This window comes from uncultured Psychromonas sp. (assembly GCF_947489755.1).
Taxonomy (GTDB): Bacteria; Pseudomonadota; Gammaproteobacteria; order Enterobacterales; family Psychromonadaceae; genus Psychromonas.
Map to the genome: position 1 here is coordinate 134,115 of NZ_CANLFB010000001.1, position 15,185 is coordinate 149,299.

At 35.7% G+C, this 15,185-nt stretch carries 13 protein-coding genes; 11 read left to right on the forward strand and 2 right to left on the reverse strand.

Annotated features, from left to right (window positions below; translation table 11 throughout):
• Positions 1–184 precede the first annotated feature (184 nt).
• Complete coding sequence (gene sthA, locus Q0794_RS00670; protein WP_298939452.1) at positions 185–1,615, forward strand: Si-specific NAD(P)(+) transhydrogenase; 1,431 nt, start codon at positions 185–187, stop codon at positions 1,613–1,615.
• A 288-nt stretch (positions 1,616–1,903) separates the two neighbouring features.
• Here the strand turns inward: sthA and nudE are convergent, their stop codons facing one another.
• The gene (gene nudE / locus Q0794_RS00675) at positions 1,904–2,455 is read right to left on the reverse strand and encodes an ADP compounds hydrolase NudE (protein ID WP_298939453.1); all 552 of its coding nucleotides are present in this window, start codon (positions 2,453–2,455) and stop codon (positions 1,904–1,906) included.
• Positions 2,456–2,719: 264 nt separating this feature from the next.
• On the opposite strand from nudE, the gene yrfG reads away from it, so the two are divergent.
• Positions 2,720–3,385, forward strand: a complete 666-nt coding sequence (yrfG, locus tag Q0794_RS00680; protein WP_298939454.1) for a GMP/IMP nucleotidase — start codon at positions 2,720–2,722, stop codon at positions 3,383–3,385.
• On the opposite strand, the gene Q0794_RS00685 is transcribed toward yrfG, so the two are convergent.
• Positions 3,382–5,955, reverse strand: coding sequence for a PBP1A family penicillin-binding protein (locus Q0794_RS00685; RefSeq protein WP_298939455.1), 2,574 nt, complete (start codon positions 5,953–5,955; stop codon positions 3,382–3,384). The genes yrfG and Q0794_RS00685 overlap by 4 nt on opposite strands.
• A gap of 192 nt (positions 5,956–6,147) precedes the next feature.
• Here Q0794_RS00685 and pilM point away from each other — a divergent pair, with 192 nt between their 5' ends.
• From pilM to Q0794_RS00730, 9 genes are all read left to right on the forward strand, one after another.
• The gene (gene pilM, locus Q0794_RS00690; protein WP_298939456.1) at positions 6,148–7,206 is read left to right on the forward strand and encodes a type IV pilus assembly protein PilM; all 1,059 of its coding nucleotides are present in this window, start codon (positions 6,148–6,150) and stop codon (positions 7,204–7,206) included.
• Complete coding sequence (locus Q0794_RS00695) at positions 7,206–7,757, forward strand: PilN domain-containing protein (protein ID WP_298939457.1); 552 nt, start codon at positions 7,206–7,208, stop codon at positions 7,755–7,757. Before pilM ends, Q0794_RS00695 begins: the two co-directional genes overlap by 1 nt.
• A gap of 2 nt (positions 7,758–7,759) precedes the next feature.
• On the forward strand, positions 7,760–8,329 hold the full coding sequence (locus Q0794_RS00700; RefSeq protein WP_298939458.1) for a type 4a pilus biogenesis protein PilO: 570 nt from the start codon (positions 7,760–7,762) through the stop codon (positions 8,327–8,329).
• On the forward strand, positions 8,329–8,847 hold the full coding sequence (locus Q0794_RS00705; protein ID WP_298939459.1) for a pilus assembly protein PilP: 519 nt from the start codon (positions 8,329–8,331) through the stop codon (positions 8,845–8,847). The genes Q0794_RS00700 and Q0794_RS00705 overlap by 1 nt, the downstream gene beginning before the upstream one ends.
• Positions 8,848–8,873: 26 nt before the next feature.
• Entirely contained in the window at positions 8,874–10,952 is a 2,079-nt protein-coding gene (gene pilQ / locus Q0794_RS00710; RefSeq protein WP_298939460.1) for a type IV pilus secretin PilQ, read from the forward strand.
• Between the two features lie 157 nt (positions 10,953–11,109).
• Positions 11,110–11,625: a shikimate kinase AroK gene (gene aroK, locus Q0794_RS00715; RefSeq protein ID WP_298939461.1), complete on the forward strand. Its 516-nt coding sequence runs from the start codon at positions 11,110–11,112 to the stop codon at positions 11,623–11,625.
• Complete coding sequence (gene aroB, locus Q0794_RS00720) at positions 11,625–12,695, forward strand: 3-dehydroquinate synthase (protein ID WP_298939462.1); 1,071 nt, start codon at positions 11,625–11,627, stop codon at positions 12,693–12,695. Before aroK ends, aroB begins: the two co-directional genes overlap by 1 nt.
• A gap of 6 nt (positions 12,696–12,701) precedes the next feature.
• Positions 12,702–14,360: an AAA family ATPase gene (locus tag Q0794_RS00725; protein ID WP_298939463.1), complete on the forward strand. Its 1,659-nt coding sequence runs from the start codon at positions 12,702–12,704 to the stop codon at positions 14,358–14,360.
• A complete protein-coding gene (locus tag Q0794_RS00730) occupies positions 14,353–15,171 on the forward strand; it encodes a Dam family site-specific DNA-(adenine-N6)-methyltransferase (RefSeq protein ID WP_298939464.1) in 819 nt (272 codons plus the stop codon). Before Q0794_RS00725 ends, Q0794_RS00730 begins: the two co-directional genes overlap by 8 nt.
• The last annotated feature ends 14 nt before the right edge of the window (positions 15,172–15,185 follow it).

The window sequence follows — 15,185 nt, forward strand, 5'->3', positions numbered from 1 at the left end:
AACTTAAAAATAACATGAACTAATACCTATTTCTTACATTTATAGTGTATGTGAGAAGTTAAAGATACTTAAACAATAACAATAGACTATTTATAAAAGGTTTACCGCTAACTTTGTTGTAAGAATGTGTGACAAATGCTATCAAATTGTTAATATAAGTTACTTTCCAACTTGAGGTCGTCTAATGTCAACTCCAAAGAATCAAAAAACTGTTCCTGTAAATTACGATTATGATGTCATTGTTATTGGTACTGGCCCAGGCGGAGAAGGTTCGGCGATGAAGCTTGCAAAAGCAGGCAAACGTGTTGCAGTAGTTGAAAAGTATCGTGATATAGGCGGCGGTTGTACTCACTGGGGAACCATTCCTTCAAAAGCACTTCGCCATAGTGTTACACAGTTGATTGAACTGAAAAATAATGCATTATTTACAAATAATTACCCTCAAAAACAAGAGTTCACTTTTGCAGACGTACTTCGTCACACAGCACAAGTAATCGGTAAACAAGTTAAAATGCGCAGTAGTTTTTATAACCGTAATAACTGCACTTTACATTTTGGTGAAGCATCTTTTGTTGATAATCACTCAGTAAAAATAAAAAATGCAGATGGTTCTGTAGAAGTTATCACGGCAAAAGATATTGTTATTGCAACGGGATCTCGCCCTTATCATCCTGATGATATCGATTTTAATTCAGCTAATGTTTACGACAGTGATACGATTTTATCGTTAGATTACCAACCACAGCATATTGTTATTTATGGTGCCGGTGTTATTGGTTGTGAATATGCTTCAATTTTTAGAGGGTTAGGTGTTAAGACTGACTTAGTAAATACACGAGATCGATTATTATCATTTTTAGATGCAGAAATGTCAGATGCTTTATCTTACCATTTTAGAAATTCAGGCATGATTTTACGTCATGATGAAGAATATGAAAAAGTAGAGTCGTCGTCTGATGGTGTTGTGATCCATTTTAAGTCAGGCAAAAAAATGAAAGCGGATTGTTTGCTTTATGCCAACGGTCGAACAGGTAATACTGATTTATTGAATTTACAAACAGTAGGCTTGAAACCAGATAGCCGTGGTCAATTAGCGATTAATGAACATTACCAAACATCTGTTGATAATATTTATGCAGTAGGCGATGTTATTGGTTATCCGAGCCTTGCAAGTGCCGCGTATGATCAAGGTCGAATTGCGGCAAACTTGATTATTACGGGTGAAGGTAAAAGAAAACTTATTAAAGATATTCCTACTGGTATTTATACTATTCCTGAGATTAGTTCGGTAGGTAAAACAGAACAAATGTTAACCCAACAACAAGTGCCTTATGAAGTAGGGCGTGCACAATTTAAAGATTTAGCCCGTTCACAAATTTTAGGATCAGATGTGGGTAGTTTGAAAATATTATTCCATCGTGAGACGAAAGAAATATTAGGCATTCATTGTTTTGGAGAGCGTGCCGCGGAGATTATTCATATCGGACAAGCGATCATGGAGCAAGAAGGCCCAGGTAATACGATTGAATATTTTGCCAACACGACCTTTAACTATCCAACCATGGCCGAAGCATATCGAGTTGCTGCACTTAATGGTTTAAATCGTTTATTTTAATAATACCGATGACGTTAAATAATAGATCTAAATTTTGCGTAGGAAAAAGGGGTTAGTTTAAGGCGTAAATTAAGGTCTTTCGACGATTAACTTCGTTAATCGTCTGTCGGGGAATTAACTAGAAAATGTTAATTCATGAGACGTTGTTCGTTTTATGAAATTTACAACGAAGAAATAAGTTATTTTAACAAATAAAATAGATCAGTTAATTAGTGTGATTGGTATAAGCTAACTTGCAAAACAGTAGGCAACATACCAATACTGCCTACTGATAATATGAAGCATATTTTATTGGTAGTTTTTCATTACCCATAATAAAGCGCTAATGCTACGCGCTTCTTGGAAGTCATCTCGATTTAGTAATTCATCTGCTTTGCTTAATGGCCATTTAATGACTTCTAATGGTTCTGGTTCGTCACCTATTAAGCTTTCAGGATATAAATCATGGGCCATAAAAAGCGTCATTTCACTGCTAAAGTAACTTGGTGCCATTACCACTTTTTTTAGTTCAGTAAGCTCTTTTGCACCAAAGCCAACCTCTTCTTTTAATTCACGATTAGCCGCTTCTACAGGCGTTTCACCAGGATCAATTAACCCTTTTGGAAAGCCTAATTCGTAACTGTGTGTCCCTGCTGCGTATTCTCGTATCAATAAAATCGTTTCTTTGTCATAAAAAGGAACGATAAGTACAGCTCCTTGATTGCCACCTTGCATACGTTCAAATTCACGTTGTTCACCATTACTAAACTTCAGTTGTAATGTTTCAATTTTGAAAAATCGACTACAAGCCGCCACACTTTTATTTAAAATTTCGGGTAAGGTTTGTGAAGAACTACTCATAGGTGCCTCATGACTTTATTAGTATATATAAAGGTTATCTTACAATGCTTATTGTCTCTACGATACTGTATTATATTAATCCAAATGGATATCTGAGTCATCGTGAGTATTAAGAACACTTATTTTTAAGGAGTAGTGCTGTCAAGTGAGCCGGCTTTACACCGATTTAATGGGCGTAGTTAGGTGAGTTTTGAATACTTTAAAGCTGTTTGAAATGATTTATTTACTGCCCATTATTCAATTTTAACTCTTTTTAGGTGAATTATGTTAATAGAAAAAGATATCGATTTAGTACTGTTAGATATGGATGGAACCTTATTAGATCTACATTATGACTCTCATTTTTGGATAGAATTGGTTCCAGAACACTATGCAATTATTCATGGAGTTTCTCTTGAGCGAGCCATTGAAGTTGTATTTGAAGAATGTAAAAAAGTATCTGGAACGTTATCTTGGTATTGTTATGATTATTGGACAAAAACCTTAGGTTTAGATATCCATCAATTACAACATCAATGTAAAGATAAAATTCAGTGGCGAGAAGATACGGTATGGTTTTTAAAGACATTAAAAGAGCTTAATAAGAAAATTGTTATTTTAACAAACGCCCATCCTAGTGGTATTAAACTAAAAGATCAGCAAACCCAATTGTTATCACATGTAGACTTAGTTATTTCTAGTCATGATATTGGTCATGCTAAAGAGAGTAGCGACTTTTGGTCTGCAGTAAAAAAACAGTTAAATACTGATTTTTCAAGATCAATTTTTATTGATGATAGTGAAAAAATATTACTATCCGCTCAATCTGCTGGTGTTGAATATGTCGTTGGTATCAATAAGCCTGATAGTAAAAAGCCTGCACAATTAATGCAGGACTTTTCATCTATTTGTCAATTTAATGAGTTTTTTAGTGTGGATATTGTTAGTTAAAACAATTCGTCACCAAAAATAGAGCCGCCTTCTTGCGAATCCGACCCACTGAACATTGGCTCTGGCACATAGTTAGTCGGTATCGTACCGGCTCTGAAGAACTCAAATCGTGTTGTTTCATCTCGTGCTGTGGTTAATAAGCCGGTTGCAGCATCAATACGCACACTAGAAATTGAGCGTGGACGAGCAGGCTTATAAACGGGTTGGTCAGCCATGGTTTTATTCATGAAGTAATTCCAAGCTGGTAATGCTGTTCGGGCACCAAATTCACCGCCAGCTACTTGGTTTTTACCTAAATTATTATTGTAAGTTGCACGACCGAGTTCTCGACTAAAATCATCAAAGCCAACCCATGAAGTCGCGACCATATTACCTACAAAACCTGAGAACCAAGCATCTTTAGAATCATTCGTCGTACCTGTTTTTCCGCCCATATCTTGTCGACCGATAGCGCGAGCTGCTCTCCAACCTGTTCCGTTCCAATTGGTTTTGTTTTTTCGATTTCCGCCACCCCAAACCGCTGTTCGCAGAAGCTCTCGCGTTAAAAACGCTGTTTCTGGAGATATTGCTGACGGTGCGATTTGCGCTTTATCAATAGGTGAAATAGCACAAACTTCAGCTTTACCGTCAATGATGGTGGTGGTTGCTAATGGGTCAGTTTCTGCTTCTTGTTGTTTATAAGTACTAACACATTCAGGACACGCAATTTTAGGTTCTGCTTGATACAGTACCGTGCCATAAGCATCCTCAATGCGTTCAATAATGTAAGGTTCTACTTTATATCCGCCATTTGCAAGAATGGCATAGCCTGTTGCTAATTCAATAGGCGTCATTGATGCAGAACCCAATGCAAGAGAGTTACTTCTTGGCATATCATCTTCATTAAAACCAAATTTAACGAGCTGGTCTATGACTTTAGTAAGCCCTATGTCTTCTACTAAACGCACAGAAACGACATTTTTAGACTGACCTAATGCCTGACGTAAACGAATTGGGCCAGCGTATACTGCTGGCGAGTTTTTAGGTCGCCAAGCTTCATCGCCACTCCATTGACTAATCGGTGTATCACTGACTAAAGTTGCCAGTGTATAGCCGTTATCAAGTGCGGCAGAATAAATAAAAGGTTTTATATTAGAGCCAACTTGACGCTTTGCTTGAGTGGCTCGATTAAATTTACTTTGTGCAAAATTAAAACCACCAACCATTGATGTAATCGCACCATCCTGTGGATTTAAAGATATAAACGCGGCACTTACTGCTGGGTATTGAGATAATTGCAATTGTTTGTTGGTAGTCGATTTTTCTTTATCTTCTACTTCTATTTCTCGAATCCAAATTTGCTCTCCTACTTTCACAATATTTTTTGCTTCTTTAGGTGGGTATCCCTGCCTTGAATCTGTTTTAAAAGGACGAGCCCAGCTCAAACCATCCCAGTCGATAGTTGATTTTTTCTGTTGCTGACCTTTAATGATGACATCAATGCTTTTTTTATTAACGGCAACCACTACAGCAGCATGTAAATCTGCAATATCTTTTTCTTTTGATAACGTTTTAGCTATTTTCTCTGTTGTCCATGGTGTTTCACTTTCTTCCCACAGTACTTTGCTAGCACCACGGTAGCCATGTCGCATATCGTAATTATAAAGATTTTCAATAACCGCTTGATTTGCCGCTTCTTGGGTTTTTTTTGTAATGGTGGTGTAAACGTTGAAGCCTTCGTTATAACTTCTATCTTCACCGTATAGTTCGATTAATTTATTACGTGCTATCTCTGCTACGTAATGTGCGGACAGCGTTATTTCAGCACCGTGGTAATTACTTATGACGACTTCATCGCGCGCATCTTGATACTCTTTATCAGTAATATAACCTTCGTCTAACATTCGTACTAATACAATATTACGACGTTCTGTTGCATTTTCTACAGAGTAAATAGGGTTTAGGCGTGATGGGGCTTTTGGAAGCCCGGCTAACACCGCCATTTCTGATAATGTGAGGTCTGAAACTGCTTTACCAAAATAAACTTGTGCTGCTGCACCAACACCATAAGAACGATGCCCCAGTGAAATTTTATTAAGATAAAGCATTAATATTTCATCTTTCGTTAAAATTTGCTCAATCTGAATTGCAATGAAAATTTCTCGTACTTTACGAAGCATTGTTTTTTCATTGGTTAAAAAGAAATTTCTAGCGACCTGCTGTGTGATTGTACTTGCGCCTTGTTTAGCACTACCAGACATTATGTAAACACTGGCTGCACGAAGTATACCAATAGGGTCCATGCCAACATGCTGATAAAATCGGCTATCTTCTGTTGCAATAAATGCATTAGCTAATTGGTCTGGTATATCTTCGCGTACCAATGGAATACGTCTTTTTTCACCAAATTGTGAAATTAGCTCACCATCTTTGCTTAATACTTTCATTGGAACTTGTAACGGTATATCTTGAATACTAGTTACATCAGGCAAGTCAGATTTTAGCTGATAATAAATTACTGCTACTGTTGCTACACCTAATAATAAAAAAATAATAGCTACTATAAAAAGTCGCTTGATCCATTTCATCATATTTAAATAATTCCATTGATAGAGTGACTAAGTCACTTTTATGTTCGATATATTGAGTCTGTAGTATATAGTTATAAATCATGAGTTAAAGAGTGAACTGTGACTTATCAGCTTGGAAATTGTCGAATTTAAACTTATTATTGTATATTAATTTAAAAAAAACTTATTAACGCTTAATGCAGCAAGGAAATTATGTTTTTTGGATTTAAAAAATTAGGTTCGAGTGGTGTTATTGGTATTGATTTTGGTTCGAATTCAATCAAAGCAATTGCAATCTCAAAAGGACAAGGAGCATACCACGTTGATGGTATTGCAGAAGCCCCTTTAGCAAAAGGGCTTATTGTCGACAATCGATTTGAAGATATTGATAAAATCACTGCGATTATAAAACAAATACGTAAAAGTTTCCCTTCAAATTATAAAAATGTCGCTATCGCTGTCACCGGTTCTGATGTCATTACAAAAGTAATGACAATGAACGCTTCTCTTGGTGAGTTAGATTTAGAATCGCGCGTCGAAATTGAAGCTGAAAATAGTATTCCTTTTCCATTAGATGAAATTTTTATTGATTTCGAAATAATGGGGCCCAATAGTAATGACCCGTCATTAAATGACATTCTTGTGAGCGCAGCGCGGAAAGAACGTGTCTTATCTCAAGCTCAGTGTGTCGATGAAAGTGGCTTAAAGACAACTATCGTGGATATTGCTAGTCATGCATTGGCTCGTTCTGCAGAGCTTGTTATTAGCTCTGATGATTACGATAAAGGCATTGCTATTGTCGATATTGGCGCTTCTCAAATGATGCTCAATATTCTGCATCAAGGTAACGTTATTTTTACTCGAAGCAAGAGTCATGGTGGTGCTGTATGCAGCCAAATGATTGCTGAGCGTTACGGTTTACCAGCACCGGAAGCAGAAAGAGTAAAAGTTGAGAATGATTTACCTATTGATTGCGATGTCGATGTTATTACGCCATTTGTTAATATGACTATTAATCATTTACGTTTTGACTTACGCATGTTTACTAATGCCCCTAACAAAGTTGATATCAGTAAGCTGATATTAACGGGTGGAGGAGTCTTAATGGATGAGTTAGCGAAGCAATTACAAGAAGAGTTAGATGTACAAGTTGAGGTTGCCAATCCTTCTCTAAGTCTGGAATGTAAAAATGAAGTAGACAAAAAATTATTAAAACAATCTGGGCCTAAATATATGATGGCATTAGGTTTGGCATTGAGGAGTTTTTCGTAATGTCGAATATTAACTTATTACCTTGGCGTGAAAATCATAAAAAGAAGAAAAAAATTGCTTTCTTTATTTTGTTAGGCTGTAGTTGCTTAGTTGCATTAGGTTTTTCTTTTGCAGGAAAAATGTATGTGGATTCTTTGATTAGCGCACAAAATGAACGAAATGAGTTTTTACAGACTAGAACTATCATTTTAGACCGACGCATTGCAGAAATAAAAAATATTAAAAAAGAAAAAGCTGAACTAGTACGCCGAATAAACCTTATTCAGGAATTGGAATTACAGCGTAATATTATCACTCGTTTTTTCAATACATTACCAGTTGTAACACCTCCAGGTGTTTATGTTAATTCAATTAACTTTAATAATGACAAAGTGAGTGTTAAAGGTTTATCCGATTCGACAGGACAAGTTAGTAACATGGTCAGAAATGTTGATGGCTCTGGTTGGTTAGGCGATGCTTCATTACCTTCTATCGTTAGCGGTCCAACAAAACCAATCAAGTTATATAATTTCTCTATGAACTTTATTGTTCTTCCTGAAGATAGGAAATAGTCATGCATATTAATGATATGGATCTAGAAAATATAGGTAGCTGGCCGAAACTTCATAAGTCTATTGTGGTGATAATCACGTGCTGTCTTTTGATTGGTGGTTTCTACTATTACATTATTGAAGATCAACTTAAGCAATTAGATAAAGTAGAAGCACAAGAATTAACCCTCAAAAATGAATTTAAAGTAAAAGCTGCATTGTCTTCAAATCTTGAAGCTTATCGCGAACAAATGACTGAAATTGCAGTAATATTAGATGGTTTAGTGAATAAATTACCAAGTAAAAAAGAACTCGCTAGCTTGTTAGATGATGTTGGTTTTATTGGTGCTAATAATGGTTTGCAGTTTAAAAGTCTTAATTGGGGTGTAAAAAAACAATTAGAACTTGCTGAAGAAGTCCCTATTAGTATTAAAGTCATTGGTACCTATGAGCAACTAGGCAAGTTCTCTGCTGATATTGCCGCTTTACCTCGTATTGTTATATTAGATAATTTGCGTTTAAAGCATAACGATGAAAATACGTTAATGTTAGACATTGTTGCTAAAACATATCGTTATAAAGGGAAAAAATAATGAAGCAATTATTGCCTTTATCATTGGTGTTTTTATTATTTTCTTGTGCGGAAGCAAACCTTGATGATTTACATGTATTTGTTGATGATACTGAATCTAAAGTTTATCCTGTAAAAAATGAAGTACCTACACTGAAAAAAATTGATACCCTTAACTTTACTCAAGAAGGTGAAAGAAATCCTTTTTCACAACCACAACTTGAAGTTATTACTCAAGTAAAGGATATTCCTAAAAGTTGTCCACAGCCTAATTTTGAGCGAAAAAAGCAAGCGCTGGAATTGTACTCGCTCGGGTTAATGCAAATGAAAGGAACGCTATTGATTGACGGTGAACTATGGGCGCTTGTCCAAGTTTCTGGTAGTGAAGTCCATAAAGTGAGACCAGGTAATTACCTTGGTTTAAATTATGGGAAAGTACTAAAAATAAATAAAGATAAAATAGATTTATTAGAGTTAGCACCAGATAGAAATGGTTGTTGGGTAGAGCGTGTTACTCAAATGACATTAGTATCGGAATAAAGTTAATCAGGGATGAAATGGAAAACATGAAATTTAGAAATCTTAAACAAATAATATTGCTGAGTGTGGGTGTCGCTTTGTTATTTGTATCTTCTTTCTCAGTTGCTGAATCGCAATTAATAAAGCTTAATGTAAACCCTCTTTCGGAAGGGAAGTTTGAATTGAATTTTGAATTCAATGATGACATTGATACTTACACTGAGAAATTACATTATCGTCCTAATAAACTGGTCATTGATGTTAAAGATGCAAGTTCATTACTTGAATTAAACCCTATCGGAATCAATAAAAATGGTGTCGAGAGTGTTGAAGCAATACGCATGAACGGCGGCTTACGTTTAGTTATTATGATTGATGAATTGATGCCTTATTATGTTTCTGATCAAGGTGAAAATTTAATCGTTCGTTTCGGAGACACTGAAAAAAGATCTGTTGCAACTGAAGCTGAATCTGCAGTAGCGGCTGCAATTATTCAAAATACAGGTGATCAAACTGCACAGAAAACATTAAATGAAGCGGCTGAAAAAGCACGTAAAGCGGCTTTGATTGATAGACCTAAAGGTTATGTTAATACTATTTCTGATATCGATTTTAAACGAGGAACGGAAGGTCAAGGTAAACTGTTTGTTTACTTAGATAACTCAAGCGTTGCTGTTGATATACAGCGTCGTGACCAACAACTCATCGTTGAATTTCAAAGTACTTATATTCCAGATGATTTCTTATACATCATGGATGTTGTCGATTTTGCTACTACGGTAGAAAAGATAGAAACATTTCGAGAAAATGGAAAAACACGTTTCGTATTTAATATAAAAGATGAATATAACTATCGTTATGATCAATTAGATACTTTATTTATGGTTGAAGTATCTAAAAAACCAAAAGATGAAGCTGACACTCCTTATGAAGGGAAAGCTATTTCACTTAATTTTCAAGATATTCCTGTCCGTACAGTATTACAGTTAATCGCTGATTTTAATGGCTTTAACTTGGTTATTACTGACTCAGTAAGCGGTAATATTACATTACGTCTTGATGATGTTCCTTGGGAACAAGCGTTAGATATTATTCTTAAGGTAAGAGGTTTAGGTAAGCGCATGGATGGAAATGTGCTTATGATTGCTCCTGCTACTGAACTTGCTGCAAAAGAACGTGAGCAATTAGAATCTAATAATGAAGTTGCTGCTTTAGCCCCATTATATTCTGAGTTTATTCAAATTAATTATGCAAAAGCAGCGACGATTGCAACTATGCTATCAAGCCAAAGCGCAAGTTTATTGTCGGAACGTGGTAATGTAACGGTTGATACACGTACGAATACCTTGTTAATTAAAGATACGGCGGCTGTTATTGATTCAGTTAAAGAAATTATTGATGTTTTAGATGTTGCGGTTCGACAGGTGGTTATTGAAGCGAGAATGGTAACTGTTAGTGACTCTGTTGGTGAAGATTTGGGTATTACATGGGGACTTGATACGTCTTCAGCCTCTTCTGACTCTACATTAAACACGTTAGATGTTAACTTACCTATCTCTACCTCTGCTGGTACACTTGGATTTCAAGTTGCTAAGTTAGCTAATGGTAATATCCTAGACTTAGAGTTATCTGCTTTAGAACAAGAAAGCAAAGCAGAAATTATTGCAAGTCCTCGTATTACAACATTGAATCAACAAACGGCTTATATTGAGCAGGGTACTGAAATACCTTATGTAGAATCATCATCGTCTGGCGCTACATCAGTTAGCTTTAAAAAAGCAGTATTAAGCTTACAAGTAACACCACAAATTACACCTGATAATAAACTGATTTTAGATTTAGTGATTACTCAAGACTCTGTTGGTGAAACTGTTACAACAAGTGATGGAGAGTCAGTTTCTATTGATACACAAGAGATTCAAACTCAGGTATTGGTCGATAACGGTGAGACATTAGTTTTAGGTGGTATTTACCAACAGCAAATTACAGATACGGTTAGTAAGGTACCATTCTTAGGTGATATTCCTTATCTTGGTTTCTTTTTTAGAAACTCAGTTACCGACAATACTAAATCAGAATTATTAATTTTTGTTACACCGCGTATTGTTATGCAAACAAAATATTAAGTCTTAAATTCATTTAGTATTGAATAAGCCTGAAGTTTACCTTCAGGCTTATTTTTTTATGGCTTGCAATATATTGTTAACAATTGCGATAATAAGGCACTTCTCTTTAATTTTTAAGGGGTTTCCCAGTAATCAACCACTTGAGTAAAAATTCAACATGGCAGAACAGCGTAATATATTTTTAATTGGCCCAATGGGGGCTGGTAAAAGCACAATTGGTCGTCAACTTGCACAAATGCTGCATTTAGATTTCCTTGATTCAGATAGTGAAATTGAACGCAAAACTGGCGCAGACATCGCTTGGGTTTTCGACGTCGAAGGCGAAGAGGGCTTTAGAAATCGCGAACAAGAGATGGTAGATGAGCTAACCAAGAAACATGGTATCGTTTTAGCGACAGGCGGCGGAGCCGTTATTCGACAAGAAAATAGAACTCATTTGTCAGCTCGAGGTATTGTTGTTTATTTAAAAACAAGTGTTCAAAAGCAACTTGCAAGAACATTAAAAGATAAACGCAGACCACTTCTACAGACTGATGATCCTCAATCAGTACTAGAAACGCTAGCAGAAAAACGCAACGCACTTTATGAAGAAGCTGCGGATTATACTATTGAAACTGACGAGCAAAGTGCAAAAGTTGTTGCGAGTCAAATTATTGCTCTACTGGATTTCTAATGGAAAAATTACTCGTTGATCTAGGTGATCGTAGTTACCCAATCTCTATTGGTTCAAACTTATTGTCTGATACCTCTCTTTTTAGTAGTGCGATCAAAGGCAAAAAAGTCATGGTTGTGACTAATGATGTTGTTGCACCTCTATATTTAGAGGCTTGTAAAAAGACATTAAAAGACTATCAAATCGATGAGGTTATTTTACCTGATGGCGAGCAACATAAAACATTAAGCACATTCGAAATAATTTTAAGTGAATTACTAGCCAAAAAACATGGTCGAGATACAACTATTATTGCTCTCGGTGGTGGTGTTATTGGTGATATGGCAGGCTTTGCTGCTGCTTGTTATCAACGTGGTATTGCTTTTGTACAAATACCAACAACCTTATTATCACAAGTCGATTCCTCGGTTGGTGGTAAAACGGCCGTAAATCATCCTCTTGGCAAAAATATGATTGGTGCGTTTTATCAACCACAGGCAGTTATCATTGATATTGAGTGTTTAAAAACACTTCCTGATCGTGAGTTTGCTGCTGGTATGGCTGAAGTGATTAAGTACGGTATCATTTATGATAAAGACTTTTTTAGCTGGTTAGAGTCAAATATAGAAGCGATTAAATCACTTGATCCAACGGCAATTGTTTATATGCTTAAACGTTGCTGTGCTATTAAAGCTGAAGTGGTCGCGTTAGATGAAAAAGAACATGGCATTCGTGCTCTATTAAATTTAGGTCATACTTTTGGTCACGCTATTGAAGCTGAGCAAGGTTATGGTAACTGGTTACATGGCGAAGCAGTTGCTGTAGGAATGGTCTTAGCTGCTGAAACGTCTTATATCCTAGGGTTAGTAGATCATAGTGACGTAGAACAAATAATTGATTTAATTGAAGCATTTGATCTACCGTTGACTGCCCCTGCTGATATGCAGTACAAGCATTTTGCTGAGCATATGCAATTAGATAAAAAAGTACTTAATGGTCAATTACGCTTGGTGCTACCGACTTCAGTAGGTACAAGTGCATTATTCGATAATGTTAGCGAGAAAGTACTTCGTGACGTCATAGAATCGTAATCGATTATGGTCGAAAGAACATTAATTACTCTCCCTTCTCAGTTGCAGTTAATAGAACGACTACAACATCTTATCTATTTATCTTCTTCACTTACTTTCGTTTCAGGAGAAGCTGGATCAGGTAAAACTACACTGATTGAAAACCTTTCTAATGCTTTACCGGGTGATTTACAGCAAGTTTATATCTCATTAGTTAATGAGCAGACAGAAAACGCATTACGCCAAAAAATTGTGGCGCAGTTTTATAATAAGGCATTATTTAATGCTGAAGATAAGCTATTAGATACGATTTTTCGATTACAACAGTCAGAGCAGCAAACCAAAAAAAAATTAATCATTATTGATAACGCCCAATATTTACCGGCTGGTTTTATCATTGAATTGTGTGAGTTATTTTCTGAACCTAATTTTACGCAAGATAATAACTTTAATATTTTGTTGCTGACTGATGAAAAAACGACAAAAGATTATATACATTATATTGATACTCACTTAGTGAGTCGCCTCCAATCTACTTTGAATCATCTTGAGTTAACATTACCTGCATTAGATGGACAAGAAGCGAACGAACTCCTATTGCATAATTTTCAACAAATAGGCTATCAGGCAAAATTACAACACCAAGACGCATTAAACCGTCAGTTAGCTTTATGCAATGGTAACCCACAAAAAATAATTGCACTCGCAGAAGGCTTAAACCAAGGTCTACTTGAAACTGTGCCACCTTCTTGGGTTAAAACAAAGCTTCCTGCTGTCTTATTAATGCTTATATTGGTCATTATTGTTAGTTTATTAGCCGCTTATCTTTATCCTAAGTTTGTACCAAATTCGACAAAAATAGATGAGTCAGATAACGATTTACTGACAGAACGTACAATTACAGGAGTCGCTCCTACTGAATCGATAAAACAAGAGTCTCTTGCTAGTTCATGGGCTACTTTGGACCTTGAAGTTGAAAATAATCAGTCAATGGTTGGTTTATCTGATAAAACGGAACAACGTACTGTCATTTCAGACAATCAGTTACTTGAGTTGACAGTATTAAGTGATACATCAAGTAACGATATTCCCAATCCATTAGCGAATAAAAATACTGAACAATATCAAGTCCCTTTATTATTACAACTCCCTGTTGTTATTAATGATAACGTCATTAGCGAAGATGATTCATTTTCTGAAAGTGAGTTAATAAATACAAAACAAAAAGTGACGACAATCGCTGATAGCGATAACGGGGCAACAAGTGACAGTAATGATGAAGAAGTATTGAGTGTTGCAGACGAATTACTGACGAATGTTTCATCTTCTGTTGTGAAAAAAGATAAACCTTTAATCTCTACGGAAAAAGAAGATAGTTTACTGACGGCTTCTTACATTTTACTGTCTAAAAACCCTAATAATTTCACAGTACAAATTTCTGGAATGGCATCTCGTCGTTATTTAGCTATTTTTCAACAAAAATATGAATCAAATACAGAAAATGTGTTTTCCTATAAAACAATTCGAAATAATAAGCCTTGGTTTGTCGTCATTTATGGTGAGTATTCTTCGGTAGAATCTGCAAATTTGGCAATTAAAAGTTTACCTGAAGCATTTAAAGGTAGACCGACTTGGATAAAAACATGGCAAGCGGTACATAATGATTTGCGGTTGAATAATGAATAAAAAAAATAGAGCCTTTTTAAAGTGGGCTGGTGGTAAATACACACTAACAGAGCAAATTAATGCGCGTTTACCTGAAGCAAAGCGTTTAATAGAACCTTTTGTAGGCGCTGGATCAGTGTTTTTAAATAGTGACTTTGACGAGTACATACTCAATGATATCAATCCTGATCTAATTGAGATGTATAAAATTATTAAGCGTAAGCCTAAGCAATTTATTCGTGACGCGAAGGTTTATTTTCAACCTGAATATAATCAAGAAGATGTTTATTATCAGCTGCGTGAAAAGTTTAATAAAAGTGAAGATGTTTATTTACGTTCATTATTGTTTTTATATATGAACCGTCATGGTTATAACGGTTTGTGTCGTTATAATAAAAGTGGTGGTTTTAATGTGCCTTTTGGTCGTTATAAACAACCTTATTTTCCAGAAAATGAATTATTATATTTTTCTGAAAAAGCCAAAAAAGCAACATTTACCTGTAAACCTTATCAAAAGCTGTTTTTATACTTGCGTGATAATGATGTGCTTTACTGCGATCCTCCTTATGTACCATTAAGTAAGAGTGCTTCTTTTACGAGTTATGCCACGCAAGGATTTAGTTTGGATGATCAAGCACAATTAGCAAAATTGGCGCGTGAGAGTAAAGCGGCTGTTCTGTTAAGCAATCATGATACAACGTTAACCCAAGAGTTATATCGTGATGCGGATTGCGATAAAATTTTTGTATCACGTACCATTAGTAGTAAATCAACTGATCGTAAACCTGTTGCCGAATTATTTGCATTTTTCCCTGCGAAAAAATCAATCTAGAGCAAACATCGGAA

Excerpts from the sequence above, each read along its gene's own strand:
- sthA (WP_298939452.1), top strand. The coding sequence starts at position 185 with ATGTCAACTCCAAAGAATCAAAAAACTGTTCCTGTAAATTACGATTAT.
- nudE (WP_298939453.1), bottom strand. The coding sequence starts at position 2,455 with ATGAGTAGTTCTTCACAAACCTTACCCGAAATTTTAAATAAAAGTGTG.
- yrfG (WP_298939454.1), top strand. The coding sequence starts at position 2,720 with ATGTTAATAGAAAAAGATATCGATTTAGTACTGTTAGATATGGATGGA.
- Q0794_RS00685 (WP_298939455.1), bottom strand. The coding sequence starts at position 5,955 with ATGATGAAATGGATCAAGCGACTTTTTATAGTAGCTATTATTTTTTTA.
- pilM (WP_298939456.1), top strand. The coding sequence starts at position 6,148 with ATGTTTTTTGGATTTAAAAAATTAGGTTCGAGTGGTGTTATTGGTATT.
- Q0794_RS00695 (WP_298939457.1), top strand. The coding sequence starts at position 7,206 with ATGTCGAATATTAACTTATTACCTTGGCGTGAAAATCATAAAAAGAAG.
- Q0794_RS00700 (WP_298939458.1), top strand. The coding sequence starts at position 7,760 with ATGCATATTAATGATATGGATCTAGAAAATATAGGTAGCTGGCCGAAA.
- Q0794_RS00705 (WP_298939459.1), top strand. The coding sequence starts at position 8,329 with ATGAAGCAATTATTGCCTTTATCATTGGTGTTTTTATTATTTTCTTGT.
- pilQ (WP_298939460.1), top strand. The coding sequence starts at position 8,874 with ATGAAATTTAGAAATCTTAAACAAATAATATTGCTGAGTGTGGGTGTC.
- aroK (WP_298939461.1), top strand. The coding sequence starts at position 11,110 with ATGGCAGAACAGCGTAATATATTTTTAATTGGCCCAATGGGGGCTGGT.
- aroB (WP_298939462.1), top strand. The coding sequence starts at position 11,625 with ATGGAAAAATTACTCGTTGATCTAGGTGATCGTAGTTACCCAATCTCT.
- Q0794_RS00725 (WP_298939463.1), top strand. The coding sequence starts at position 12,702 with ATGGTCGAAAGAACATTAATTACTCTCCCTTCTCAGTTGCAGTTAATA.
- Q0794_RS00730 (WP_298939464.1), top strand. The coding sequence starts at position 14,353 with ATGAATAAAAAAAATAGAGCCTTTTTAAAGTGGGCTGGTGGTAAATAC.